Source organism: Pantoea sp. FN0307, from assembly GCF_050113815.1.
Taxonomy (GTDB): Bacteria; Pseudomonadota; Gammaproteobacteria; order Enterobacterales; family Enterobacteriaceae; genus Mixta; species Mixta alhagi.
Genome location: NZ_JBNJSO010000001.1, coordinates 1,105,863 through 1,130,773 on the forward strand (window position 1 = coordinate 1,105,863; position 24,911 = coordinate 1,130,773).

The following is a 24,911-nucleotide window of genomic DNA, read 5'->3' on the forward strand; positions in this document are numbered from 1 at the left end:
GCAAATCTCCTTGCTCAGTTAAGGCGGCTCGCCGTATCTCGCAAGGGTAAATCAACCGGCCAGCAAAAGCGAACGCTGGCACCGCCCAGCGGGCTGCTGTCGATGGTAACGTGACCGTCAAGCGCCAGCGCCACGGACTGCACAATCGCCAAACCCAGACCGCAACCGCCAGTGGCCCGGTCACGGCTGGGATCGAGCCGGACAAACGGCTCAAGAACGCGCTGCCGCTCCTCTGCCGGGATCCCCGGACCATCGTCTTCCACCTGTAAACAGGCCAGATTGCCGTCGAACCACAGACCAACCCGCAATCGCTGCTGTGTATAGCGCAGCGCATTATTGACCAGGTTATCCAGCACGCGCTCCATGAGTCGCGTATCGGAGACGCCAAAATTGTCGCGCTGCGGCAGATCCAGGGCGATGTCATAGTCAGGGTGAACAGAGCGAATGTCAGCAATACGCTCGTTGAGCCAGCTGGCAAGATCGACCGGCTGAAGAAACAGATCTACCTGCGGGCGATCGAGGCGCGCGTAGGTTAATAGCTCTTCGATCAGGGACTCCAGCTGTCCAATGTCGCGCTTAAGCGCGGTGGATTCTGTCGCGCTAAGGTTATCACTCATCTCCAGTCGGTAGCGCAGCCGCACCAGCGGCGTACGCAGCTCGTGGGCAATGTTATCAATCAGCTGTTTTTTACTGGCCACCAGCGTATTGATATTGTCCGCCATCTGGTTAAAAGCCACTCCCAGGCGTAGCAGGCTCGAGGCGTTATCAAAATGGATACGTTCATCAAGATGGCCCTTACCGAAGCGCTGCGCCGCCGACTCCAGCTTCAGCATATCCTTCCAGTAGGGACGCATCCAGATAAACACCGGTAGCGCCAGCGACATACCGATAAAGGCCAGGAGCGCAATATCCAGCAGCCGCATCTCATGCAGAAAGAACAGATAGGGGATGGGCCCGACCGCCAGCACATAATGGCTGCGGGGAATATGCTGTAAAAAAGTGTACTCGTCATCCAGCGCGACAATCTCTCCGGCGCGCAGGCGGCGCATGTTGCCAGCATCAAGCTGATATTTGGTGATCGGCTCGATATGCAGCTTAAAGGAGAGGTTAAGGTCGAGATTGTTGATGGTTTTGTTCCAGTCGCGCGGCGGAATTTCCCGTAGCTCGCTGCGCATCAAATAGAGCGAGCTTTTCATAAGGTCATCCATCGACTGCCGCCCGGCGCGTTCAGCGGTAAACTTATAGACCAGCCCCACCAGCATGGTCATCACCAGAAAACAGACAAACAGCAGCAGATAAAACTGAATAAAAAGTTTTCTCATTACGCGTGGATATCCCAGGCATGGGGCGCGAACAGATAACCTTTGTTACGAATGGTTTTAATGCGATAAGGTTCAGTTGCGCTGTCCTGAAGCTTTTTCCGCAGGCGCGAAATAGCCACATCGATACTGCGATCCATGCCGTCATAGCTAACGCCACGCAGCGTTTTCAGCAGGGCGTCGCGGTTCAGGATTTGTCCGGCATGGATAGCCAGCTCCCAGAGCAGATCGTAATCGGCAGTGGAAAGCGCGATAACCTCATCGCCCAGCGTAACCTGGCGATTAAGAGGATCGATGGTGAGCGAGCCAAAGCGCAGCGCTTTTTGGCTGTTAACCAACGGGGCAAACTCATCATGCTGTGCCACGCTCGCCTGCCGTAAATGCAGCCGCAGACGCGCCAGCAGCACCGCTGGCGGCGTGGTTTTCAGGATATAGTCATTCGCGCCCATCTCCAGCGACAGAATATGATTCATATCGCTGTCCAGCGAGGTCAATAGCACAATCGGACCAGGCCAGCTGGCACGCAAATCACGGCACAATGTCATGCCGTCTTTGCCGGGTAACATAATGTCCAGCATCACCAGATCAGGCTGTTCGCGGGCGATAACCTCTTCAGCGCGATCGCCACGGCTTTCAATAATCACCTCAAGGCCGTGACGGATTAGCCAGGCGGCGATCAGCTCACCTACCTCGGGATCATCTTCTACGAAAACTATTTTATTCATGATACGGGAATTCAGGCTGCAGATCACAGCAGCATAACCTTTTCAGTTAATAACAACTATCAACGTCACTTAAATGACGTAAGATGTCTATTACAAGCCGGGGAAACTATGCCATTATATCTGCAGGGTTGTTAATGTAGGTTGTAACCCTTTTTTCTGGCCAGGAGGAGAGTGAGGGTGTCAGATAAACTGCTGGCGTCTGCGGGGCTAAGCGACCGCATCTGCTTCAATTATACCGATTTTCTTGCTGCATCCTGTAAAAAGCGCTGGAGCTTTGTTGATGCAATTTATGGCGTAATGCCTATTTTCGGCATGGTGACGCGTAATCCGGCGGATTCGCAACGGCCGCCTTCCGAGCGCTTAAAAGAATTAGCGCTGCAAATCATTTCGACCCAGGTAAGCGATGAAATCAACATCGCCCGGCTGATCACCTTAGCCGAACAGCAGCATATCGCGCAGTTTGATATATTATTGCCTTATCCGCTCTCCAGCGAACAGCTTGACGCTATTCATCAGGAATATCGCAAGCCATTGTCGCTGTCGCAGCAGGAGGAGCGGCTGACCATTCAGTTTCCAGCCGCTCCACATTAGTTACTTTATTAACATCCATGTCGCCGGAAAGGCGCCCACCACCAGCAGAGCGATCGCGACACGTTCAACCACGCTCAGCGCACTGAATGCCCGACCGCCACGGCGGGCAAACAGAAACAGCAGCATACCCGGTGCGTAGAGAACCACCGACAGCAGCAGATGCAGCGGGCCGGAGGCATAAAGCAGCCACAGGCCATATATGCAGGCGCCCAGCGCCACCGCCGTCATCCATGCCTCGCCTTTGTTCCACACCAGCTTCAGCAAATACGCGCCTACCAGAAAATAGGGCACCAGCACCATTTCCGACGCGATGGTCAGCAGCGTGTTGTAATCAGAATTGGTTAACCAGATTAAGATCAGGCAAACCTGCACGCTGCCGTTGGTTAACCACAGCGAGGCAGAAGGGGCGTTATGACGGTTTTGTCTGCTCAGACTACGCGGAAACGCACCCTGCTGCGCCGCGATTAAAGGCACTTCGGCAGCCATAATCGTCCAGCTCAGATAGGCGCCGCATACGGAAACCACCAGCCCCAGCGCGATAACTGCATTACCCCATGAGCCAATCAGTTTGGTCATCAATCCGGCCATAGAAGGATTGCGCATCTCCGCCAGCTCAGCGCGTGGCACAATACCCAGCGAGAGCAGGGTAACCAGCAGATAAACGGTAAGGGCCGCCAGTACCGCCAGCAGCGTGGCTTTGCCGACGTCGCGCTTATTGCGCGCCCGGGCTGAAACCACCACCGCACCCTCTACGCCGATAAATACCCACAACGTAATCAGCATGGTTTGCTTGACCTGCTCCCAAACCGGCTGCCCCAGCTCAACGCCGGTAAAATCGAAGCGGAACCGATCAAGGTTAAAAGCGATTATCGCCAGCACCACGAACAGGCCGAGCGGCACCAGTTTGCCCAACGTGGCGAGCATATTAATACTGGCCGCCGTCTGCACGCCGCGTAAAACCAGCCAGTGTACCAGCCACAGCAGCAGCGAAGCGCCGAGCATCGCCTGCCAGGTATTGCCATCGCCAAAAATCACATGCCCCGGGGAGTCGGTAAAAAAGCTCAGCGCAGAGAAAACGATAACCAGGTAGGAAACATTGGCGATCACGGCGCACAGCCAGTAACCCCAGGCGGAGCTAAAGCCGACCAGTTCGCCGAATCCATCGCGGGCATAGGTAAAGATTCCGCCGTCCAGCTCCGGCTTCAGGCGCGTCAACAGCAACAGCGCCAGCGAAAGAAACAGAATACCCGCGCCGGTAATGGCCCAACCGATAAGAAGCGCGGCGGGGCTGGCTACCGCAGCCATATTTTGCGGCAGGCTAAAAACCCCTGCGCCCAGCATGGAGCTGAGTACCAGCGCGGTCAGCGCGCTAAGGCCTAATTTTTTGTCCAAGAAACCGTCCTGAAACAGAATAAATAACCAGGGAACCGCGTAGCGGTTGACTTTTAATCAGGCAGAAAGAGATGAAATCCCTCTTTTCCGCTGAAATAAGGCGGGGATTTTACGGAGTGCGAAGGCGTCACGCAATGCGTGTCTATGCAAAAAGCGCTACAGATTATTCAGAATATGACGGAGCGGCAGAAGCGCCGCTCCGGGAAGAAGGTTATTTAAACAGATCGGCAGTAACGGTCAGGTTGCCGCCGCTCTGGTTCTGCCACTGACGCGTCACGTGATAGAACCTGGCGCCTTTCTCTGCAGCACGCTTGGCGACCGCTTCAGAGATCTCCGTTGGCGTACCGAAGTGGCCAGTAAAGGTAACAGTATCAAACGGCTGCATCTGCGCAGCAGTAATCGCATTCACTTCCTGAATCTCTGTGCCGTTCGGCAGGCGCACAGTATAACGCTCACCAGAAGAGCTCTGGGTTTCGAAGAAACGACCAACTTTGTTGCTTGGCGTTTCTGACGAGGCTACGCCGGGCAGCTCTACCTGTTTCGCCGCAGCGCCACCAGCGGCCAGCGCCGCTTTACCCGCTTCCGAGTTACGTGGAATAGCATTCGGGCTTTGCACCTGACGTTTTGGCGCATCGGCTTTATAGACATACGCGGTGACATACTGGTTGCCGCCGCTGTTGGCGTCAATCTGACGTACAATAAAGAAAGAGGCGGCGCCTTTTTCTTTAGCTGCTTTGCCAATCGCTTCATTCACTTCCGGCTGGCTATGATAGAAGCCGCTGACGGAAACGGTATCGAAAGGCTCCAGCGTATTAGCTTCCGTTTTAGGCAGCTCTTTTACGCCGCTAAAGTAACGATAGTCTGGTGTTTTGTCTGCGGCAGGGGCATCGGCGTGATAGAGATCGGCCGTAACGCGCCAGTTGCCGCCGTTGCCCGTTGCGTCGTTAATTCCCTGAATATAAAAGGCTGCTGCGCCCTTGCTATCCGCACGTCGGGAGACCGCCTCGCTGGCATCACCAATAGAATTAAAACGACCGCTAATATTAATACGTTCGAATGGTTTCAACGCGGCCGCTTTTTCTGGTGAAAGCTCCTGCGCCGCCTGGGCGGTCAGCGCCATTGATGACAGCAGAGCAGTCAACAGAAGAGTGTTCTTCAGCTTCATAAAAATAATCCTTCGCCTTACGCAAAAATTGAGTACGAAAACGTGCTGGACTCTTGATGTGTAACAGATTAGCTGGAGATTATTGCATGTAATAATGGTCGCTGTCTCAGGCAATTTATGCCATTCAGGCTTTGAGATTTCATCACTAAAAAGTGCGCCTGCAATGAACGCAATTTGCCCGGGATTAGGGCGCCGTTATCGATTTAAGCGGTTAATCATACAACTTATTTAGTTAATTAGTTGTTAAATAAGAATAATGTGGCGGTCGATGTGCTTTTTTATTGCCTCTTCTGCAGCAGATTATGGCTTATGACGCGCAGGTAACATGGCAAATATAGTGGATGAGCGCAGCGGCAAGGGATTTTTGCATGAAAACTTTTAACGCAGCCTGTAGCGGGTAGATTACGCGACATATATTCAGTAGGTTATAAACACTTTGATACAAAGTCCGGGACGCAAAACGGCGCTGTCGTTGCGTTTCCATATCATCACTAACCGATGAAAGGGAAAACTATGTTAATTGGAGTACCCAAAGAGCGGTTGCCAAATGAAGCCCGCGTGGCTGCAACGCCGAAAACGGTGGAACAGCTATTGAAGCTGGGTTTTAGCGTGGCAATTGAACAGCAGGCAGGCATTGCGGCAAGCTTTGCCGATAGCGCTTATCAGCAGGCAGGTGCCACGCTGGTGGATCGCCAGCAGGCTTTGCAGGCCGATATTGTGCTGAAAGTTAACGCACCTGATGACGAAGAGATCGCTCTGCTGCGTGAGGGCAGCACCCTGATAAGCTTTATCTGGCCCGCGCAGAATCCGCAGCTGATGGAAAAGCTGGCCGCGCGCAACATCAACGTGATGGCGATGGATGCGGTGCCGCGAATTTCCCGTGCGCAATCTTTGGATGCGCTGAGTTCCATGGCGAATATCGCCGGTTACCGTGCAGTGGTGGAAGCGGCGCATGAGTTTGGGCGCTTCTTTACCGGCCAGATCACTGCCGCAGGAAAGGTGCCTCCAGCCAAAGTTATGGTCATCGGCGCAGGCGTAGCGGGACTGGCCGCTATTGGTGCCGCTCGTAGCCTGGGCGCTATTGTACGTGCTTTTGATACCCGTCCTGAAGTCAAAGAGCAGGTCAAAAGCATGGGGGCCGAATTCCTTGAGCTTGATTTCAAAGAGGAAGCGGGCAGCGGCGACGGCTATGCCAAAGTGATGTCAGAGGCCTTTATTGAGGCGGAAATGGCGCTGTTCGCCGCCCAGGCCAAAGAGGTGGATATCATTATCACCACGGCGCTTATTCCTGGTAAACCCGCACCGCGCCTGATTACTCGCGATATGGTTGCCGCCATGAAGCCCGGCAGCGTGGTGGTGGATCTGGCGGCGCAAACCGGCGGTAACTGTGAACTCACCGTTGCGGACAGCATTACCACCACCGCCAACGGCGTAAAAATCATTGGCTATACCGATTTGCCCAGCCGTCTGCCCACCCAGTCTTCCCAGCTCTACAGCACTAACCTGGTCAATCTATTAAAGCTTCTGTGCAAAGAGAAAAACGGCGAAATCGACATTAACTTTGACGATGTGGTGATCCGTGGCGTAACCACGGTGCGCGCTGGCGAAGTGACCTGGCCTGCGCCGCCAATTCAGGTTTCTGCCGCCCCGAAAGCGCCACAACCCGCAGCCGAGCCGCAGGCGGTGCCGACAACACCCGCCTCGCCGTGGCGTAAATATCTGCTGCTGGCGCTGGCGATTGTGCTGTTCGCCTGTCTTGCTAACGTGGCTCCGGCGGCTTTCCTTTCACACTTTACCGTTTTTGCGCTCTCGTGTGTGGTGGGATATTACGTGGTGTGGAATGTCAGCCACTCGCTGCATACCCCTTTAATGTCAGTAACCAACGCCATTTCCGGGATTATCGTTGTGGGTGCGCTGTTGCAAATGGGGCACGGCGGCTGGGTCACTTTCCTGTCCTTTATTGCCGTTTTGATTGCCAGCATCAACATCTTTGGCGGTTTTACCGTAACTCAGCGCATGCTGAAAATGTTTCGTAAAAATTAAGGGGTAACAACATGTCTGGCGGATTAGTTACTGCAGCATATATTGTTGCCGCAATCCTGTTTATTTGTAGCCTGGCGGGGCTTTCGAAGCATGAAACCTCGAAACAGGGGAACATTTTTGGCATGGCGGGCATGGGCATCGCGCTCTTTGCCACTATCTTTGGCCCGGATACCGGCAATATCGCCTGGATTTTATTGGCGATGGTTATCGGGGGCGCTATCGGTATTCATCTGGCGAAAAAGGTCGAAATGACCGAAATGCCGGAGCTGGTGGCGATCCTGCACAGCTTCGTTGGTCTGGCGGCGGTGCTGGTAGGGTTGAACAGCTATATCGATCACGGTCCCGGCCTGGAGCCGGTGATGGAAAATATTCACCTGACGGAGATTTTCCTCGGCATCTTTATCGGCGCGGTGACCTTTACCGGTTCGCTGGTGGCGTTTGGCAAGCTGCGCGGAAAGATTTCGTCGCGCCCGCTGATGCTGCCGCATCGTCACAAGCTTAATCTGCTGGCGCTGGTGGTTTCTTTCCTGCTGCTGTGGATATTTGTTCGCACCGACAGCGTTGGGCTGCAAATCTTTGCGCTGTTAATCATGACGGTAATTGCGCTGGCCTTTGGCTGGCACCTGGTCGCCTCGATCGGCGGCGCAGATATGCCGGTGGTGGTTTCGATGCTGAACTCCTATTCCGGCTGGGCGGCAGCGGCGGCAGGTTTTATGCTGAGCAACGATTTGCTGATTGTCACCGGCGCGCTGGTAGGATCTTCAGGGGCAATTCTCTCTTACATTATGTGTAAGGCGATGAACCGTTCGTTTATCAGCGTCATCGCCGGCGGCTTCGGCACTGACAGTAGCGCGGCGTCAGGTGAGGGCGAAGAAAGCGGCGAGTATCGTGAGATCAGCGCGCAGGATACGGCTGAGCTGTTGAAAAACTCTTCCATGGTGATCATTACGCCGGGCTACGGCATGGCGGTAGCGCAGGCGCAGTATCCGGTAGCTGAGATCACGGAGAAACTGCGTGCGCGCGGTATCAATGTGCGGTTTGGTATTCATCCTGTTGCTGGTCGTCTGCCGGGGCATATGAACGTTCTGCTGGCAGAAGCAAAAGTGCCGTATGACGTGGTACTGGAGATGGATGAAATCAATGATGACTTCGCAAATACCGATACGGTGCTGGTGATTGGCGCGAACGATACCGTGAACCCGGCTGCACAGGAAGATCCCCGCAGTCCGATTGCCGGTATGCCAGTGCTGGAAGTCTGGAAAGCGCAAAACGTAGTGGTGTTTAAGCGCTCAATGAACACCGGCTACGCGGGCGTACAGAATCCGCTGTTCTTTAAAGAGAATACGCAGATGCTGTTTGGCGATGCCAAAGTCAGCGTAGAAGCGATCCTTAAAGCGCTGTAAGGCAATCAAAAAAGCCGCTGTTGACGTCACGCCAACAGCGGCTTTTGTTTGCGAGTCCCGAACTTGCACAGAGAACATTTTCTCTCACAGTATATCGACGCTGGAGGCTCGGCTAATTAACTCAACATCAATTTCTTGCCAGCCGCATAGCACGTGCCAGCGCAGCGATACGTTGAGTCCGGCAAAAAAGAACAAATGCAATAAATGCTCTGCTGTTAAACAAATAGCGGCATCCGAACCATAAACACAGCGCAATTACCATCAGCAGGCAATGCTGCATATCGCCAGTAACCAGAGCACAGAAGAGTAACAGTAACGATACCAGGGCAAGGCTATGATAAACGCCGCTATACCAGAGCAAGCCTGCTGTTTTCCCACGCGCGATAAGGTAGGTCGCGGTGAGATTACTCAATATAAACAGTATTGAGGGAGCGAAAAATAACAGCGCGTGCAGGGGAGAAGGTAACGATGGCACCATTGCCAACATAGTTAACATATCCAGCGCAAAAACCAATAAAAACAGCAGCAGCGCCAAAGCTAAAGGAAAGCCATTCTGTTTTGGCATCTCATGGCTGGACTTAGCGAACCAGCGTTCCATATCAATGGTGGAGTGCCGTAGCAGGCTATCATCTTTACGCGAGATCGTTATGTCCACTTCACGACCATGCTGCAGCAAATCGCTGAAATATCGGCCCGAGAGAAAGTGTGTCAACTGCATTACAGCACCGCCAGCGACTGAATGGTGCCATTAATATAGAATGATGATGAGGAAACCGCCGCGGTCAGGGATTTGCCAACGCTATGAGTGGTACTTTTTTCAGGCATTTTGGTTACAATAACATGCGTTATTATCCCACTTTGTCCATTAGGGTGACGTTTACCAGGACGCACCAGATAACGTTGCTCGCCTTCCGCATAAATAATGCCTGCCAGGCTGAAATCGCGGGTGCAATCCATAGCGGCGCCCAAAGCAGCAAAATCGAAATCAGAGATGCCTTTGTGGGTTAAACGGGTAAAGCTATAGTCAGGGAGGGTACTTTTTGCGAATCCTGGCAGCGCCATTTTGCTTTCCTTTTTGCAACGTTTATAAGCAGCAATAACATTTACCCTGGCCTCTTTTATCTGTGTGAAAAGGCCAGTAGCTGAAGCGAGCTGATAAAAATTATTAATTTATATTAATACTTTCCCCTCTCTGTACAGCGACAGTAAACATTTCTGAGACTAATGTCTGGACCTGATCATTACTCGCGAGCCTGATTCGCCAGCTTCCCCTAAAAAGTAAAAGCCGCTGTTGGCATCGGGCCAACAGCGGCTTTTGTTTGCGCTGTAATTACCGGCGCGCTTTAATCATCCTCGTCATCATCCAGCTCAAACGGCGAGGTAAAATTGTCTGGTTTAATCACCAGCAAATCGCAACGTAAATGATCGATAACCTGTTCAGCGGTGTTACCTAAAAATGCCGCCGACAGCCCGGTACGCCCAATAGTGCCTAACACCACAACGCCGGCGTTAAGGTGATCTGCCAAATCGGGAATCACTTCCTCCGGCAAACCTTTAGCTACGTGAGTAAACTTTTCATCAATAGAGAACTTTTGCCGTAGCGCTTTCATTGCCACCAGATGCTGGCCGCGAATGGCATCGTTATAGACGCTGGGATCAAAATCAGGCAGTTCGATGGCAATATTGATTGGCGTAACCGGGTAGGCACCTACCAGATGCACCTCAGTATGGTTAACCATAGCGGCCAGTTCGGTGGTTTCACGAATCAGCTTTTGATTAAGACCGTCATGATGAGGTTCTTCACTGGCGAGGTTAACGGCAACCACCGCCTTACCCTGTTCTGGCCAGGGCTGATCTTTCACCATCCAGACCGGGCAGGGACATTTGCGTAACAAATGCCAGTCGGTAGGGGTAAAAATCACTGACTCCAGCCGATCGTGCTGGTGGGCCATTTTCAACACCAGATCATGCTGGCCGGTGAGGACTTCCTCAATAATCGCTTCAAAAGGACGATTATGCCACACAACTTTGATATCGATATCTACGCCCGCTTCGAGATAAGCGTGTGCCTGCTCGCGAATCCATTCTGTCCGCTGGCTAATCACCCCCTGACGCATGGTGACGCGTTCATCGGGTGAAAGAAGGGTGGTCATCTCGTAGGAAAAATCATAGATGGGCAAAAAAGCCTTAATTTTTCCGCCGATACGCTGGTTGAGATAAACAGCCCGCCGCAATGCAGGCTGATCGTCCTGTTCAGGATCTATCGCCACCAGAATATTTTGATACTTAACCATAACGGCTTCTCCAAACACCAGAGCGTGTCAGCTAAAGATAGCCCATTAGCGGGTCAGGCAAAAGAGGAAAAGTTGTAGCCGGATCAATAAAATAACAATTAGTGATCCGGCTAACTTATCAGGCAGCGCCGCGACTTTGACCAGCCAGCTCGGCCAGCATTGGATGGTCTTCGATGGTGATATATTTGCCTTTCACCGCCAGCATACCGCTTTTCTGGAAGCGACCCAGCAGACGACTGATGGTTTCTACCGTCAGGCCCAGATAGTTACCAATATCGCCACGCGTCATGGTAAGACGGAACTCGCGCTGTGAGAAGCCACGCTGACCAAAACGGCGCGCCAGATTCCAGATAAAGGCAGCCAGACGCTCTTCGGCATTTTTCTTGGACAGCAGCAGGATCATATCCTGATCGCCTTTGATCTCGCCGCTCATCAGACGCATCATCTGCTGGCGCAGGGCAGGCATTTTGCCGGAGAGGTCATCCAGCGTTTCAAAAGGAATTTCGCAGACCATTGAGGTTTCCAGCGCCTGAGCAAAGCTGGGGTGATGCCCGGAGCCGATAGCATCGAAGCCCACCAGGTCGCCCGCCAGGTGAAAACCGGTGATTTGTTCATCGCCCTGTTCGGTAATGGTGTAGCTTTTAATGGTTCCGGAGCGAATAGCATATAACGAACGCAGTTCATCACCGGCCTTGAACAATGCCTGGCCTTTCTGAATCGGCTTTTTACGTTCGATAATATTGTCCAGCTGGTCCAGTTCGTGCTCATTCAGCGTGAAGGGAATACACAGTTGACTGATGCTACAGTCCTGGCAATGAATTGCGCATCCACCAGACTGGATGCGACGAATGCTTCGTTTTTCCGGGATCATGATACATCCTCGACAATAATTGACTGAGGTCAATTTTAACATTCTTCATGAGCGAAATGGAATGCATAAGCGCACATTTAACCGCATAAAAAGCAGGGACGTTATCGATTAATATCCTGAATGTAATAATAAGGGTAAATTTCAGGCGTTATTTTGTTAATTGATGAGGGAAAACAACTTTTTTAATGTTGCCGAACAGAAACCTGTTGTTAACACTTAACTAACCTGTCAAAAAATAATCGGCAGGAAGGTTAATAAATCAACACTGGTTAACGCGCTGCTCAAGCGCAGCTTTGGCTTTTGGCAACGCCTCGCCAATCGGTTAAACTTGCCGGGACGCACGGTCATTTCCTTCTTCGTGCATTGCCACGACATATCAGGCGTGAGGTAAGCCCCATGAACCTTGACGATAGAGATCTGTTTCGTGACGCCATGGAAGATGTCACTCCGCTGAAAGATTGCGCTAATATTCACTGGCTAAAAGCGCCGACGCCAAAAGCGCCGCGTCAGCCGGTTAATGAGGAAGTAGAGAACTTCCTTACCCGAGGCTACCTCGATATTGTTCCGCTGAACGAGCCACTGGAATATAAAGCCGAAGGCATCCAGCAGGGCGTGCTTGATAAGCTGCGTTTGGGTAAATACAAGCCCGACGCCAGCCTTAATCTGTTGCGTCAACCCGTAGAGTCCTGCCGACAGGCGCTCTTTGCCTTTATCATGGAAGCGCGAAAGGATAACCTGCGCAATCTGTTGATTGTGCACGGCAAAGGCAGGCAGGATGAATCTCACGCTAATATTGTGCGCAGCTATCTGGCGCGCTGGCTGCGGCAGTTTGACGATGTACAGGCGTACTGTATCGCCCAGCCACAGCATGGCGGCAGCGGCGCAATATATGTTGGGATGCGTAAAACAGAACAGGCGCGGCTGGATAACCGCGAACGGCACGCAAAACGCAGCCGATAACCTCTGCGGCTGGCGTTGACCAGATGTTAATACCTTTGTCCGCCTGCACTCATGCTGCCGCTGTTATCCTGAATGACATTTACGAATGGTCGCCAGCAGGATCTCGGCGCTAAGAGAGAGCGGGTTGCCGGAACGGGTGATAATGCCTACCGGCTCCCCGGGGCCGTGCGAGGCGACAGGCAATGCCACCAGCGAACTGTGTGATAAATCTTCTTTTATCGCGCCCGACGGCACAAACCATACATAGTCATAACGCAGCGCAAGCTGGCGCGCCAGCGAGGTAGAAGAGGTTTCCACACAGCTGGCGGGCAGCTGGCAGCCCTGTTCATCCATCATGGCCTGAGCAATACGACGCGGCGCAGTTCCTTCCGGTGAAATCACCACCGGCCACTGTAGCGCCCGGGAAAGCGTGACGTTGTCACTTAAAAGCGGGTGTTCGGGCCTGACCACCAGCCGTAAGGACTCCAGAAACAGCAGTTCATAAGAGAGCCCGGCCATCATATCGGCATCCGCCATGCGGCCAATGCCGATATCAAACTCACCCGCTTTCAATCCCGCCAGCAGCACATTGTTGTGCAGCGTAGCAACCTGCACCGTGGCCTGCGGCTGCTGCTGATGAAAACGGTCAAGAATTTGCGGCAGCATGCCCATCGCTGCCGTAGTCAGCGCCCCAAGGCGGATCACTACCGGTCTGTCGCTGACGGGATTAGCGAAGGACTGTCCGGCATGGTTAAGCGCATCAAGGACCTTGATGGCGTGCGTTAAAAACTGTTCGCCGATGGTAGTAAGCTGCGCGCCAAGCCGCCCGCGCTCAAACAGGCGTACTCCGGTCAGCTCTTCCAGTTCGTTAAGGGTTTTAGAAAGCGCGGGCTGGCTCAGGCTGAGCGTTTCCGCCGCGCGGCCCAGCGTACCTTGCTGTGCAACCGCCACGAACGTATGTAAATGACGCAGACGAATGCGCTGATTAAACAGATAGTTTTTGTCCATAGAGAAAGAGTAGAGAGACCTGCAGAATGAACGCAAGCAATAAGCTGTAATTCTGTTAACTTTATTGCAAATTATATTTAACATTATCGTGCTTTGTTCAGAAAAACGTCTGCTTTTAATGCCCCGAAGGTAATCTTTTCGCACGCCACCATAACTTTTCTGCATGGTTAACCGCAGCGGCCACGGGCAAAACAAGCTGGTTGAGAAAATTTCAGGCAGGCGCAAAGTCATAGCCGCAGAGCGCAGCGTTTCGCTATGATAAGGCGTTTTATTTTGCGCGGGCGCTTTATCCGTTAACCAGCCACAGGGAGTAGAGTTCTGGACAGCACACAGGCCATTGATGTTCGTCAACAAATTAACCAGCACGCCTTAAGTGCATTTCAGCGACGGATTATTGCCCTCTGTTTTATTATCGTTGCGCTGGATGGAATGGACATTGCGTTGATGGGCTTTATTGCGCCCGCTTTGCGCAGCGCCTGGCACATTTCCAGTCACCAACTCGGTATGGCGATCGGTGCCGCCCTGGTTGGGCTGGCGCTGGGCGCGATGTTTGCCGGTCCGCTGGCCGATCGTTACGGGCGACGCTGGATCATTATCTGCAGCGTTTTCTTTTTTGGCCTCTGGACGCTGGCGACGGCGCTGGCGCAAAACATCGAGCAGATGATGTTATTCCGTCTGCTGACCGGATTAGGGCTGGGGGCTGCGATGCCCAACGTGGGCACGCTGGTATCTGAGTATGCGCCTGAGCGACAGCGGGCATTTTTAATTACCGTGGTGTTTTGCGGTTTCACTTTCGGCGCGGCCAGCGGCGGTTTTGCCGCCTCCTGGCTTATCCCGGCTTTCGGCTGGCAAGCGGTACTGCTGCTGGGAGGGATTTTACCCCTGTTGCTGCTGCCGCTGCTGCTGCGTTACCTGCCTGAATCGGTACGTTTCCTGCTGGCGCATCAGGCACCGCACTGGCGCATCCGCGCAATCGTCGAAAAGATGTGGCCGGGCAGTACCACGCCATACAGCACTTTCCTGTATCCCACCCGGGTCCCGGGCGCAGGCAGTATCCGTACTGTGCTTTCCGGGCAATACCGTTTCGGTAGCCTGATGCTGTGGGGCGGCTACTTTATGGGCCTGTTTCTGGTTTACCTGATTGGTAGCTGGATGCCTGCGCTAATAGGCGATCTGGGTTTAAGCGTGACCGCCGCCGCGCTGATTACCGCAATGTATCAGGCAGGAGGCACCGTGGGATCGCTGTTCGCTGGCTGGTTAATGGATCGGGTTAACGCCAACCTGGCGCTGGCGGCTATCTATTTTGGTGGCGCGCTGACAACGATTTTACTGGGTTGCGTACCCGCCCAGCCGCTGTTAATGGCGGGGATCGCTTTTTGCTGCGGCTTCTGTTTCAACGGCGCTAATACCGGGATGAATGCGTTGGCCGCCAGCTACTATCCCACGGCGGCGCGCGCTACCGGCTCCAGCTGGATGCACGGTATCGGGCGCATCGGCGCTATCCTGAGCGCCTTCGCCGGCGCACAAATGTTGGCGCTGGGCTGGTCGTTTAGCCAAATTTTCATGCTGCTGGCGTTGCCTGCGGTGTTTACTACGCTGATGCTGCTGGCGAAACAGCGCTGGGGCTAACGCGGCCACGCTTGTAAAGAGGGCGTGACAGCCAGCGTTGCGCCGCTTTCACCGTCGCGATCACAAATTTAACAACTTTTTTCCGCCCCTTTTTTGCTTGCTCTACAGTGGCAACAGAGAAACGCAAAATAAGGCGGAGTTATGCAAAAGTTTGTTAGCGCGGATGCGCTGCGGGAACGTTTTTCTCAGGCGATGTCCGCCATGTATCAGCAGGAGGTTCCGCAGTATGGCACCTTATTAACGCTGGTGGCGGAGGTCAATCAGCAGGTACTGGCGCAGGACAGCGCTCTGGCGGAGCGGCTTACCGCGGCGGATGAGCTGTCGCGTTTGAGCGTGGAGCGTCACGGCGCGATTCGGGTCGGCAGTGCGCAAGAGTTGAATACGCTGCGCCAGCTGTTTGCCATTATGGGCATGCATCCGGTGGGTTATTACGATCTGGCTCCGGCGGGCGTGCCGGTTCACTCAACGGCCTTTCGTCCGGTAGACGCGGACGCGCTGCGTCGCAACCCGTTTCGGCTGTTCACCTCTTTGCTGCGGCTGGAGCTGATTGAGGACGCGGCGTTACGGCAAAAGGCGCAGTCGATACTTGCGGCCCGTGAGATTTTTACGCCGCGCTGCCTGGCGTTGATAGAGCAGCATCAGCAGCAGGGCGGTTTCGATGAGCAGACAGCCGCTGAGTTTGTGCGCGAGGCGCTTGAAACTTTCCGCTGGCATCGACAAACCACCGTTGACCGTGCGACTTATTACGCGCTGCATCAGCAGCACCGTCTGATAGCCGACGTGGTCAGTTTTCCGGGATGTCATATCAATCACCTTACGCCGCGCACGCTGGATATCGATCGGGCTCAGGCCTTGATGCCAGAGCGGGGGATAGTACCCAAGGCGATCATTGAAGGGCCGCCGCGCCGCCAGGTACCCATTTTATTGCGCCAGACCAGTTTCAAAGCGCTGGAAGAGCCGGTAACGTTTTGTGATGGCGGCGAGGGCAGCCACACGGCGCGCTTTGGTGAGATCGAACAGCGTGGCGTGGCGCTGACGCCCGCAGGACGGCAGCGTTACGATAGCCTGTTGTCGCAGGCGGGCAGCGGCAGCGATAACCAGCAGCATCAGCAGCATCTTGCCGACATCTTTCAGGATTTTCCCGATAACGAACGGCTGTTGCGTCAGCAACAACTCGCCTGGTTTGAGTACAGGCTAACGGAAAAGGGCCGACAGCAGGGATTTCCGCCCGATGCGGATAAAGAAGCGCTGATTGACCAGGGGCTGCTGGTGGCCGATCCGCAGATTTACGAAGATTTCTTGCCCGTCAGCGCCGCCGGTATCTTCCAGTCCAATCTGGGCGAACAGGCGCAGGAATCTTTTTCAGCCGCCGCCAGCCGCGCCAGTTTTGAAGAGGCGTTAGGCGGTGCCGTTATCGATGAGATGACGCTGTATGAGGCGCGACAGACAGCAAGCCTGCAACGCTGCGGATTAAGCTGAATCGCTAATATTTCGTGCAGGCGGGCATTGATAGCCAGCGCGAACAGTATCACGATCCTTATCATTCAGGCGTATTCAGCCCGCGTTTCAGGCTGGATACGCCCCTCAGCATTTCCTGTTTTTATCGCTTCTGTCTGTTCCTTTGTGCTACTTAAACCCGCTGTTTATCCGAAATGCTGTTCATCAGGCTGATTTCGCCTCGGCATAATCTGCAAAATTGCCATCAGCATAGACATTAAAACCGTGTCTGCGAATAATAAGCCGGAGCTTCACATTGGAAAAAATAATGAAGAATGAATCTTTAAGGATACACACGGCAGAAGGTGCATTACGCGGCGCAATTGATGAAGGCATTTTTGTTTTCAAGGGCATTCCCTATGCGGCTCCGCCGACAGGCGCACTGCGCTGGCGTGCCCCCAGGCCAGTCACCCCGTGGAAAGAGGTGCGTGACGCCACACAGTGGGGCAATGCCAGCTGGCAGCAGCGTGAATATTGCGTGCTGGCGGGCGGCGGCGATCCCGGCAACCTCAGCGAAGATTGCCTTTATCTCAACGTCTGGTCGCCGGAGATCCAGCCGTCGCGTCCACTGCCGGTTATGGTCTGGATCCACGGCGGCGGCTTTACTATCGGCGCGGGCAGCCTGGCACCTTATAACGGTAAAGCATTAGCGGCGCGTGGCGTGGTAGTGGTAACGCTCAATTATCGTCTTGGGCATCTGGGCTTTTTTGCTCATCCGGCGCTGGATGCTGAGTTCCCGCCTGGCGAAGCGATCAATAACTTCGCACTGCTCGATCAAATTGCAGCGCTGCAGTGGGTACAGCGTAATATTGCCTCCTTTGGCGGCGATCGACGCAACGTTACCATTTTTGGCGAATCCTCAGGCGGACGCAGCGTACTGTCGCTGTTTGCTTCACCGCTGGCGGCAGGGCTATTTCACAAAGGTATTGTGCAGAGCGCCTACAGTCTGCCAGATAAAAAGCGTGATGAGGCGCTGACCAATGGCGTGGCGGTGGCGCATCATCTCGGCCTGAAAAACGCCAGCGCGGAAGCGTTGCGCGCCTTGCCTGCCGACAGTTTTTGTTCGCTGCCGCCGCATCTGGGCAACGGGCCGGTAGCGATCGCTGGCGACCGGGTACTGCCGAAACCGATGGTAGAGGTGTTTGCCGCTGCTCGCCAGCACCGTTATCCCCTGATGATCGGTTACAACAGTGATGAGGCCAGCGTGCTGGAGTATTTCGGTATGGATCCCACCAGCACTATTACCCGTTTACGTCAGCGACGTCCGCTGTTGCTGAAGCTGATTAAATCGCTTTATGACGAACATGACGATCATCGTCTTGGACGTAAAGTTGCGCGTGATATGGCTTTTGGCACCATTACCTGGCTGGCAGTGCAGGCACAGCATCGACGCGGCGTGCCGGGCTGGCGCTATTATTTTGACTATGTTTCGGAAAACGCGCGTGACCTCTGCCGCTATGGCAGCTGGCATGGAAACGAAATCCCTTACGTGATGGAAACAATGCGTGCTGAGAACCCACAGATGGCGGATCGTCCCTTTACCGCAGGGGATCGTCAGTTTGCCCGGCGAATCAGCGAATACTGGCTGCGTTTTGCGCATGACGCGACGGAATTTTCGCATCAGCTTACGGGTGAAATCAGCTGGCCAGCCTGGCGCCCTGGCGAAGACGTTACCTTGCGTTTTGGCGTTAAAGGCGAGGCGGCGGTCATCCCGCAGCACCGTTTTATGCGTGTACGCCTGCGCCTGTTGCGTTTGCTGATGCGTGCGATGGTCAAACTGCGCTAATTACTTAACAAAATCGTCACTTTAAGTGACAAAATTTTGTGCGTTTCCGGTAACATAAAACTGATTTTTTCTATAAATATCATAAAGTTAAACGGTTTCTTTTTAGTGCAGCCTCAAAAAATCAGGCAGGGCGGATGTTATAAAACAGTATAATTTCCGCCGCTGCTGCCGATAACCCTCGATAAGCCCGCCAGAGTTGGCGGAATATTCTACGGTTATGACCGAACTGAGGCAGCTATGCAGCTATTAAAAAACTTCACCATACGCGCCGTTATGCTTTCAATCCTGGGCCTGTTTTGTTTGCTCTGGTCTGCGGTTGGCATGTACAGCGTCCATTCGTTAAACGCCCTGAGCGAAGGCAACAGCGTCGACCGGCAACTGGTGTCGCAAATGACTATCCTGAGCAAAGGTAACGATCAATATTTTCGTTTTGTTACGCGTTTATCGCGGGTGATGGAAGTGCGCGCCACTGGCGGTACGCCGGATGCGGCAGCGTTTGCCAACGTACAGAAAGCGCTTGACGGTATGGAAGAGCAGCTGGCGCAGTTTAAAGCCGCAGCCCCAGGACCGATGGATGCCGCGATTTCAACGGCGGTAGAAGAAAAATGGACGCAGTTGCTGGAACAGGGCGTCAGACCCCAGATGCAACTGGCGCAGCAGGCCTCAGTAGAAGATTATCGCCGTCATGCGAACAGCGTAACGCCGACCTTCAGCCGCGAGTTTGGTGCAGTTGCGGAAAAATATAACGCCGCAGCGGGCCTGATGCTCGATCAAACCCGCGTTACCGTTGACCGCATCACCATTATTACCCGGATCACTATTATTGCGGCGGTTATCTGCGGTCTGCTGATTTTGCTGTTTACCGATCGCTATCTGGTGACGATGCTGGTACGTCCGCTGGAACTGCTGCGTGGACATTTCAGTAAAATTGCTGAGGGTGATTTAAGCCAGCCGATTCATGATTTAGGCCGTAACTGCGTCGGGAAACTGGTACCGCTGCTGCGCGCCATGCAGGATAGTCTGCGTGAAGCAGTCAGCGCCATTCGTAGCGGTACGGAAAATATCTATCGTGGCGCGGCAGAAATTTCCATGGGAAATAATGATCTCTCTTCGCGCACCGAACAGCAGGCAGCAGCGCTGGAGCAGACCGCAGCCAGCATGGAGCAGCTTACCGCTACCGTGAAGCTGAACGCGGATAACGCGCGCCAGGCCAGCGATTTGGCGGACAGTGCCTCGTTGACGGCAGGACAGGGCGGCAAACTGGTTAATGATGTAGTGCAGACCATGTCCGGTATTTCTGACAGCTCGAAAAAAATTGCAGAGATCACCAGCGTGATCAACAGTATCGCTTTCCAGACCAATATCCTGGCGCTGAACGCGGCGGTGGAAGCCGCACGTGCGGGCGAGCAGGGCCGCGGCTTTGCGGTTGTGGCCAGTGAAGTACGTAATCTGGCACAGCGCAGCGCCGGCGCAGCGAAAGAGATTGAGTCGCTGATTAGCGACTCCGTGGCGCGGGTAGATAGCGGCTCGAAACTGGTTAACGAAGCGGGCAGCACCATGAGCGCCATTGTGAAATCGGTTGGCGATGTCACTGAAATCATGAAGCAAATTGCCGCCGCGTCAGAAGAGCAGAGCAAAGGCATTGAACAGGTTGGCACCGCCGTTGCAGAGATGGACAGCGTAACGCAGCAAAACGCCTCGCTGGTGGAAGAGGTGTCCACCGCCGCCACTGCGCTGGAGCGTCAAACCGAAGATCTACAGCGCTCGGTAGCCCGCTTCCGTTTGTCAGCAGACGATCGGCAGCAGCAGCCAGAGTCGGTAAAGACGCCGGTTTTGACCACGGCCTCCGCACGCCAGAAAACCCCAACCGCCGCCAGCTCGGCGGATGAGTGGGTCTCCTTCTAATCCTGCGCGCGCCCGCACTCAGGGCGCGCTTTGGTCAGTGGGTTGACAGAGCCACGCCACCAGCGTTGTAAGATGCGGTGGCGTTTCTTTTCCCTCCCGGCTGATTAAGCTGTAGGTCGCCCCGGTTCTGACCGCAGAGGTAAAAGGGGCAATCAGTCTCTGAGCCGCCAGATCGCTTTTCACCAGCGTAATATCCGCAACGGTAACGCCAAATCCCTGCATTGCCGCCCCAATCGCCAAATCCATGGTGGCGAAATGCTGATTGCGCCGCATCGGCAGCTTCACTTCCTGCGCCTGCAGCCACAGCTGCCAGTCCCGTTCGTCATTGTTGGGATGTAAAAAAGTAAAGCCAGCGAGATCGGCGACGGTCAGTGGACGGTTGTCCAGCAGCGCTGCGGCCATAACCGGCGTCAGCCGCTCCTCAAACAGCAGATGGCTGCCCGTCGGCGCGGTGCCGTAGACAATCGCCGCATCAAAATTTTCCAGTTGATCTTTATGCGCCAGGGTGGTGGTCAGCTTCACATGCAGATCGGGATGCTGCTGCTCCAGCTGTACCAGTCTTGGCAGCAGCCAGCGCATTACGCAGCTGGGCGCACGCAGGCGCAGGGCATTATCAGGCTGCTGCCGGGCCTGTTCAGTTGCGCTCTGCATCAGCTCATAACCCTGCTGAAGCTGCGGCAGCAGCGCCGCGCCACGCGTTGTCAAACGCAGACCCCGTGCGTGACGATCGAACAGGGCAAAGCCCAGCCACTTCTCCAGCGCCGCGATTTTACGGCTTACGGCCCCTTGCGTCAGACAGAGCTCATCGGCGGCGCGGGTCAAATTAAGGTGGCGCGCGGTGATCAGAAAAGCATGAACGGCATTCAGCGGCAGCGGTTGATGAACCATAGGGCGATCCTGAGCTATGAATTTTGTGCATAGCTATTATGACAACAATTCGCTTGCCGTCACAACCAGGCTCGGTTTGAATGCTTATATAATTATTATGTATATTTATTCACCCACTGGGGAGCAGGATGGCTTTATCTTCAACCGTAACGCATCGCTCAAAATTGCCGGATGTCGGCACCACTATTTTCAGCGTCATCGGACAGCTTTCCTCGCAGTATGGCGCCATCAATCTGGCACAGGGCGCACCTAATTTTCCCTGTGATGAGGCGCTGATCGCCAGCGTCGATCGGGCGATGCGCGCCGGGCATAATCAATATGCGCCGATGACCGGCTATCCCCCATTAAAAGAGGCACTGGCGGAAAAGGTAAGCACGCTGTACGGCCAGCACTATGATGTTGCCAGCGAAGTGCTGATCACCGCCAGCGCCAGCGAAGGGCTCTATGCGGCGATTTCCGGGCTGGTTCATGCCGGCGATGAGGTGATCTTTTTTGAACCCGCCTTTGACAGCTATGCGCCGGTGGTCCGGTTGCAGGGGGCCACGCCGATTGCGATAAAACTGAAGGTGCCGCAGTTTGCCATTGACTGGAATGAAGTGCGCGCGACCATTACGCCGCGTACCCGCATGATCATTATCAATACGCCGCATAATCCCTCAGGGCAGGTGCTGAGCGCCGAAGATCTGGCACAGCTCGCTGCGCTGACGCGCAACAGTGACATCATTGTGCTTTCTGATGAGGTGTATGAGCATATTCTGTTCGACGGACGCCGTCATCATGGTATGGCTACCCATCCTGAACTGGCGCAGCGCAGCGTTATCGTTTCCTCGTTTGGCAAAACTTTTCACGTAACCGGCTGGCGCGTCGGCTACTGCCTGGCACCTGCTGAGTTGATGAATGAAGTGGTGAAGGTGCATCAGTTTCTGATGTATGCCGCGGACACGCCCATGCAGGTTGCTTTCGCCGACTGGCTGCGTGAGCCAGCTCACTATCAATCGCTGGCAGGATTCTGGCAGCAGAAACGCGATCTGCTGGCGTTGATGCTGCAGGAGTCGCCTTTCGAGCTGCTGCCCACCGCCGGTTCGTTTTTCATGCTGGCAAGCTATCGGCACTTTAGCGACGAAAGCGACAGCGAGATGGTGAAACGGCTGATTATCGAGCACGGCGTGGCTACCATTCCGCTCTCTGCGTTTTATACCGACGGAACGGATAACCGGTTAATTCGGCTCTCGTTTGCCAAAGACGAGGCAACATTGCAGGCGGGCGCGCAGGCGCTCTGTTTGTTAAAGGCGCGCTAATCACTGCGAGGAAAAATCATGAAAAAACGCTCTTTTCTCTGGCTGGCGCTCGGCCTGTTTGCAGCGACGCAGGCCACGGCACAGCAAACGCTGCGCTACGGGGTGGAATCACAGTATCCGCCGTTCGAGAGCCGCAACGCGCAAGGCGAGCTGGAAGGGTTTGATATTGAACTGGGCCATGCGATTTGCCTGGCGGGAAATTTCGCCTGCAGCTGGGTAGAGAGCAGTTTCGATGCGCTGATTCCTGGGCTGACGGCAAAAAAGTTCGACGCGATTAATTCAGCGATGAATATCACCGAGGCGCGGATGAAAAGCATCGCCTTTACCCAGCCCATTTACCGCATTCCCAGCATGCTGGTCGGCAAGGCGGATGCCGGGCTACAGCCCAACGCCGGCGGGCTGAAAGGCAAAAATATCGGTGTGCTACAGGGATCAATTCAGGAAACCTACGCTAAGCAGCACTGGGAGCCGCACGGTGTCACGGTAACCTCCTATCAGGATCAAAATCAGGTGTACAACGATATGCTGGCCGGACGGCTGGACGGTACGCTGGTGATGTCGGCGGCCGGCCAGTCTGGCTTTCTGAATAAGCCGCAGGGCAAGGGATACGCCTTTATCGGCAAGGCGGTGGAGGATGACAAAATCCTTGGCTCCGGCATCGGTTTTGGTCTGCGTAAGGATGACAGTCAGCTGAAAAGCGAGCTGGACGCGGCGATCGTTAAAGTGCAGCAGGATGGCACCTTGCAAAAGCTGGCGGCGAAATATTTTCCCGGCATCAACGTCAGCGTCAGTAAACCATAGCGAACTGATGAAAAACGCCCGCTTTGGCTAACTCAGAAACGGTCACTCGGGGGTGACCGTTTGTTTATCGGGCCGCCAGATAGCAGAGCTTTTCCGCTACCAGATAAGATTTTACAAACGAGGGAACCGGCAGGAACTCAAACCGCGAGTGGAAGTTATGCGCGCCGGTAAAAAAGTTAGGCGTTAGCAAACCTTTTGCCGACAGGGCTGCGCCGTCGGTACCGCCGCGCATCGGCACCACTTTCGGCTCAATCTCCAGCTCCGCCAGTGCGGTAAAAATCAGATCGATAGCACGACGATCGTCGCCAATGGCATTGCTGATATTGCTGTAAATGTCGTTGATCGTCACCGCAACCTTGCCGGTGGGATAACGTGCGGCAATCTGCTGCGCTACGTCGTGGATCTGTTGTTTGCGCTGATTAAAGCCGGCTAAATCGAAATCACGAATCGAGGCTTTTAGCCGTGCCTCGCTGGCGTTGGCGTTGATTTCGTTAAACCAGATATAGCCTTCGCGACCGGCGGTATGCTCCGGCGTCTGCTGGCGATCGAAACGGGCGATAAAGTCGTGTGCCATCAGTAACGGATTCACCAGCACCCCTTTTGCCGACATCGGATGAGCCGGAACGCCGGTAAACAGGATCTCCGCCGCCGCACCGTTAAAATTCTCATAAACCACTTCGCCCAGCTCACAGCAGTCAATAGTCCAGGCGAAATCAACGTTAAAGCGCGTTTCCAGATCCAGCGCTTTTGCGCCGCGCAGGCCTATCTCTTCATCCGGCACAAAGGCCACCACGATGTCACCATGATCGCCGTTAAGGTTTTCCATCAGCGTCATCACCACACTCACCGCCGCTTTATTGTCTGCGCCCAGTACGCTGGTGCCGTCGCTGAAAATAATCTCCTGGTCGCGGTAGGGCAGGATTTCCGGATGTTCGCTGACGCGTAGCCAGATATCCTGCTGCGCATTCAAACAGAGATCCTCACCGGTAAAGCGCAGCGTCTGCGGATGAATATGCGGCGACAGACCGACATCAACGGTATCAATATGGGTGATAAAGCCGATGCGTGGCGCACCGGTCCGGTTTCCGGGCTTTACGGCGGTTACCGTTGCATGCTCATCAATGATGACCTGCTGCAGGCCAAGCGACGCCAGCTCTGCCGCCAGCAGACGCGCCATCTGATGCTGTTCCGGCGTGCTGGGCAACGTGTGTGCGGCGCTATTGCTCTGGCTGCTGACAGCAAGATAGCGGTAAAAGCGATCGGTTAACTGACGAGCCAGCCTGTGATTCATAGCGCTTCCTTATCCATGGTTATTAAGTGTTCTGTGAAAGGGAGAAACATGTTATTTATTAACCAG

Annotated in this window: 21 protein-coding genes; 10 read left to right on the forward strand and 11 right to left on the reverse strand. The window is 54.3% G+C overall.

Annotated features, from left to right (window positions below):
* Window positions 1–14 precede the first annotated feature (14 nt).
* Together rstB and rstA are read right to left on the reverse strand one after the other, a co-directional pair.
* Complete coding sequence (gene rstB, locus ACQE3Z_RS05225) at window positions 15–1,322, reverse strand: two-component system sensor histidine kinase RstB (RefSeq protein ID WP_426972498.1); 1,308 nt, start codon at window positions 1,320–1,322, stop codon at window positions 15–17.
* Window positions 1,322–2,044 carry a two-component system response regulator RstA gene (gene rstA, locus ACQE3Z_RS05230; protein WP_426972499.1) on the reverse strand — a complete coding sequence of 241 codons (723 nt, stop codon included), beginning with the start codon at window positions 2,042–2,044 and terminating at the stop codon, window positions 1,322–1,324. Before rstA ends, rstB begins: the two co-directional genes overlap by 1 nt.
* Before the next feature lie 177 nt (window positions 2,045–2,221).
* Here rstA and ACQE3Z_RS05235 point away from each other — a divergent pair, with 177 nt between their 5' ends.
* Window positions 2,222–2,635 carry a hypothetical protein gene (locus ACQE3Z_RS05235; RefSeq protein WP_426972500.1) on the forward strand — a complete coding sequence of 138 codons (414 nt, stop codon included), beginning with the start codon at window positions 2,222–2,224 and terminating at the stop codon, window positions 2,633–2,635.
* Here the strand turns inward: ACQE3Z_RS05235 and ACQE3Z_RS05240 are convergent, their stop codons facing one another.
* Together ACQE3Z_RS05240 and ydgH are read right to left on the reverse strand one after the other, a co-directional pair.
* Window positions 2,636–4,027 carry a basic amino acid/polyamine antiporter gene (locus tag ACQE3Z_RS05240; protein ID WP_426972502.1) on the reverse strand — a complete coding sequence of 464 codons (1,392 nt, stop codon included), beginning with the start codon at window positions 4,025–4,027 and terminating at the stop codon, window positions 2,636–2,638.
* A 211-nt stretch (window positions 4,028–4,238) separates the two neighbouring features.
* The gene (ydgH, locus tag ACQE3Z_RS05245) at window positions 4,239–5,192 is read right to left on the reverse strand and encodes a DUF1471 family protein YdgH (RefSeq protein ID WP_426972504.1); all 954 of its coding nucleotides are present in this window, start codon (window positions 5,190–5,192) and stop codon (window positions 4,239–4,241) included.
* A 513-nt stretch (window positions 5,193–5,705) separates the two neighbouring features.
* On the opposite strand from ydgH, the gene pntA reads away from it, so the two are divergent.
* On the forward strand, window positions 5,706–7,235 hold the full coding sequence (gene pntA / locus ACQE3Z_RS05250) for a Re/Si-specific NAD(P)(+) transhydrogenase subunit alpha (RefSeq protein WP_426972505.1): 1,530 nt from the start codon (window positions 5,706–5,708) through the stop codon (window positions 7,233–7,235).
* Window positions 7,236–7,246: 11 nt separating this feature from the next.
* The gene (pntB, locus tag ACQE3Z_RS05255; protein ID WP_426972507.1) at window positions 7,247–8,638 is read left to right on the forward strand and encodes a Re/Si-specific NAD(P)(+) transhydrogenase subunit beta; all 1,392 of its coding nucleotides are present in this window, start codon (window positions 7,247–7,249) and stop codon (window positions 8,636–8,638) included.
* Between the two features lie 127 nt (window positions 8,639–8,765).
* Here pntB and ACQE3Z_RS05260 read toward each other — a convergent pair whose 3' ends face one another.
* The 4 genes from ACQE3Z_RS05260 to ACQE3Z_RS05275 all read right to left on the reverse strand — a co-directional run bounded on the left by ACQE3Z_RS05260 (window position 8,766) and on the right by ACQE3Z_RS05275 (window position 11,803).
* A complete protein-coding gene (locus tag ACQE3Z_RS05260; RefSeq protein WP_426972509.1) occupies window positions 8,766–9,356 on the reverse strand; it encodes a hypothetical protein in 591 nt (196 codons plus the stop codon).
* Window positions 9,356–9,700: a hypothetical protein gene (locus ACQE3Z_RS05265; RefSeq protein ID WP_426972511.1), complete on the reverse strand. Its 345-nt coding sequence runs from the start codon at window positions 9,698–9,700 to the stop codon at window positions 9,356–9,358. Before ACQE3Z_RS05265 ends, ACQE3Z_RS05260 begins: the two co-directional genes overlap by 1 nt.
* A gap of 281 nt (window positions 9,701–9,981) precedes the next feature.
* Window positions 9,982–10,932 (reverse strand): universal stress protein UspE, encoded by a 951-nt coding sequence (uspE, locus tag ACQE3Z_RS05270; protein ID WP_426972512.1) that lies wholly within the window; start codon window positions 10,930–10,932, stop codon window positions 9,982–9,984.
* 118 nt (window positions 10,933–11,050) lie between these two features.
* Window positions 11,051–11,803, reverse strand: coding sequence for an FNR family transcription factor (locus tag ACQE3Z_RS05275; protein WP_085071672.1), 753 nt, complete (start codon window positions 11,801–11,803; stop codon window positions 11,051–11,053).
* A 396-nt stretch (window positions 11,804–12,199) separates the two neighbouring features.
* On the opposite strand from ACQE3Z_RS05275, the gene smrA reads away from it, so the two are divergent.
* Window positions 12,200–12,763, forward strand: coding sequence for a DNA endonuclease SmrA (smrA, locus tag ACQE3Z_RS05280; protein WP_426972513.1), 564 nt, complete (start codon window positions 12,200–12,202; stop codon window positions 12,761–12,763).
* Between the two features lie 63 nt (window positions 12,764–12,826).
* Here the strand turns inward: smrA and ACQE3Z_RS05285 are convergent, their stop codons facing one another.
* Window positions 12,827–13,750, reverse strand: coding sequence for a LysR substrate-binding domain-containing protein (locus tag ACQE3Z_RS05285; RefSeq protein WP_426972514.1), 924 nt, complete (start codon window positions 13,748–13,750; stop codon window positions 12,827–12,829).
* Between the two features lie 318 nt (window positions 13,751–14,068).
* Here ACQE3Z_RS05285 and ACQE3Z_RS05290 point away from each other — a divergent pair, with 318 nt between their 5' ends.
* The 4 genes from ACQE3Z_RS05290 (at window position 14,069) to ACQE3Z_RS05305 (ending at window position 20,567) form a co-directional block, all read left to right on the forward strand.
* Window positions 14,069–15,379 carry an MFS transporter gene (locus ACQE3Z_RS05290; RefSeq protein ID WP_426973062.1) on the forward strand — a complete coding sequence of 437 codons (1,311 nt, stop codon included), beginning with the start codon at window positions 14,069–14,071 and terminating at the stop codon, window positions 15,377–15,379.
* 141 nt (window positions 15,380–15,520) lie between these two features.
* Window positions 15,521–16,858, forward strand: coding sequence for a 2-oxoadipate dioxygenase/decarboxylase HglS (gene hglS / locus ACQE3Z_RS05295; protein ID WP_426972516.1), 1,338 nt, complete (start codon window positions 15,521–15,523; stop codon window positions 16,856–16,858).
* 286 nt (window positions 16,859–17,144) lie between these two features.
* Window positions 17,145–18,662 carry a carboxylesterase/lipase family protein gene (locus ACQE3Z_RS05300; RefSeq protein WP_426972518.1) on the forward strand — a complete coding sequence of 506 codons (1,518 nt, stop codon included), beginning with the start codon at window positions 17,145–17,147 and terminating at the stop codon, window positions 18,660–18,662.
* A 237-nt stretch (window positions 18,663–18,899) separates the two neighbouring features.
* A complete protein-coding gene (locus ACQE3Z_RS05305; RefSeq protein WP_426972519.1) occupies window positions 18,900–20,567 on the forward strand; it encodes a methyl-accepting chemotaxis protein in 1,668 nt (555 codons plus the stop codon).
* A gap of 18 nt (window positions 20,568–20,585) precedes the next feature.
* On the opposite strand, the gene ACQE3Z_RS05310 is transcribed toward ACQE3Z_RS05305, so the two are convergent.
* The gene (locus ACQE3Z_RS05310) at window positions 20,586–21,455 is read right to left on the reverse strand and encodes a LysR substrate-binding domain-containing protein (protein WP_426972521.1); all 870 of its coding nucleotides are present in this window, start codon (window positions 21,453–21,455) and stop codon (window positions 20,586–20,588) included.
* Between the two features lie 128 nt (window positions 21,456–21,583).
* On the opposite strand from ACQE3Z_RS05310, the gene ACQE3Z_RS05315 reads away from it, so the two are divergent.
* Together ACQE3Z_RS05315 and ACQE3Z_RS05320 are read left to right on the forward strand one after the other, a co-directional pair.
* Window positions 21,584–22,753: a methionine aminotransferase gene (locus tag ACQE3Z_RS05315; protein WP_426972522.1), complete on the forward strand. Its 1,170-nt coding sequence runs from the start codon at window positions 21,584–21,586 to the stop codon at window positions 22,751–22,753.
* Between the two features lie 18 nt (window positions 22,754–22,771).
* The gene (locus tag ACQE3Z_RS05320; protein WP_426972523.1) at window positions 22,772–23,554 is read left to right on the forward strand and encodes a transporter substrate-binding domain-containing protein; all 783 of its coding nucleotides are present in this window, start codon (window positions 22,772–22,774) and stop codon (window positions 23,552–23,554) included.
* 64 nt (window positions 23,555–23,618) lie between these two features.
* Here ACQE3Z_RS05320 and pepT read toward each other — a convergent pair whose 3' ends face one another.
* The gene (pepT, locus tag ACQE3Z_RS05325) at window positions 23,619–24,845 is read right to left on the reverse strand and encodes a peptidase T (RefSeq protein WP_426972524.1); all 1,227 of its coding nucleotides are present in this window, start codon (window positions 24,843–24,845) and stop codon (window positions 23,619–23,621) included.
* Window positions 24,846–24,911 lie beyond the last annotated feature (66 nt).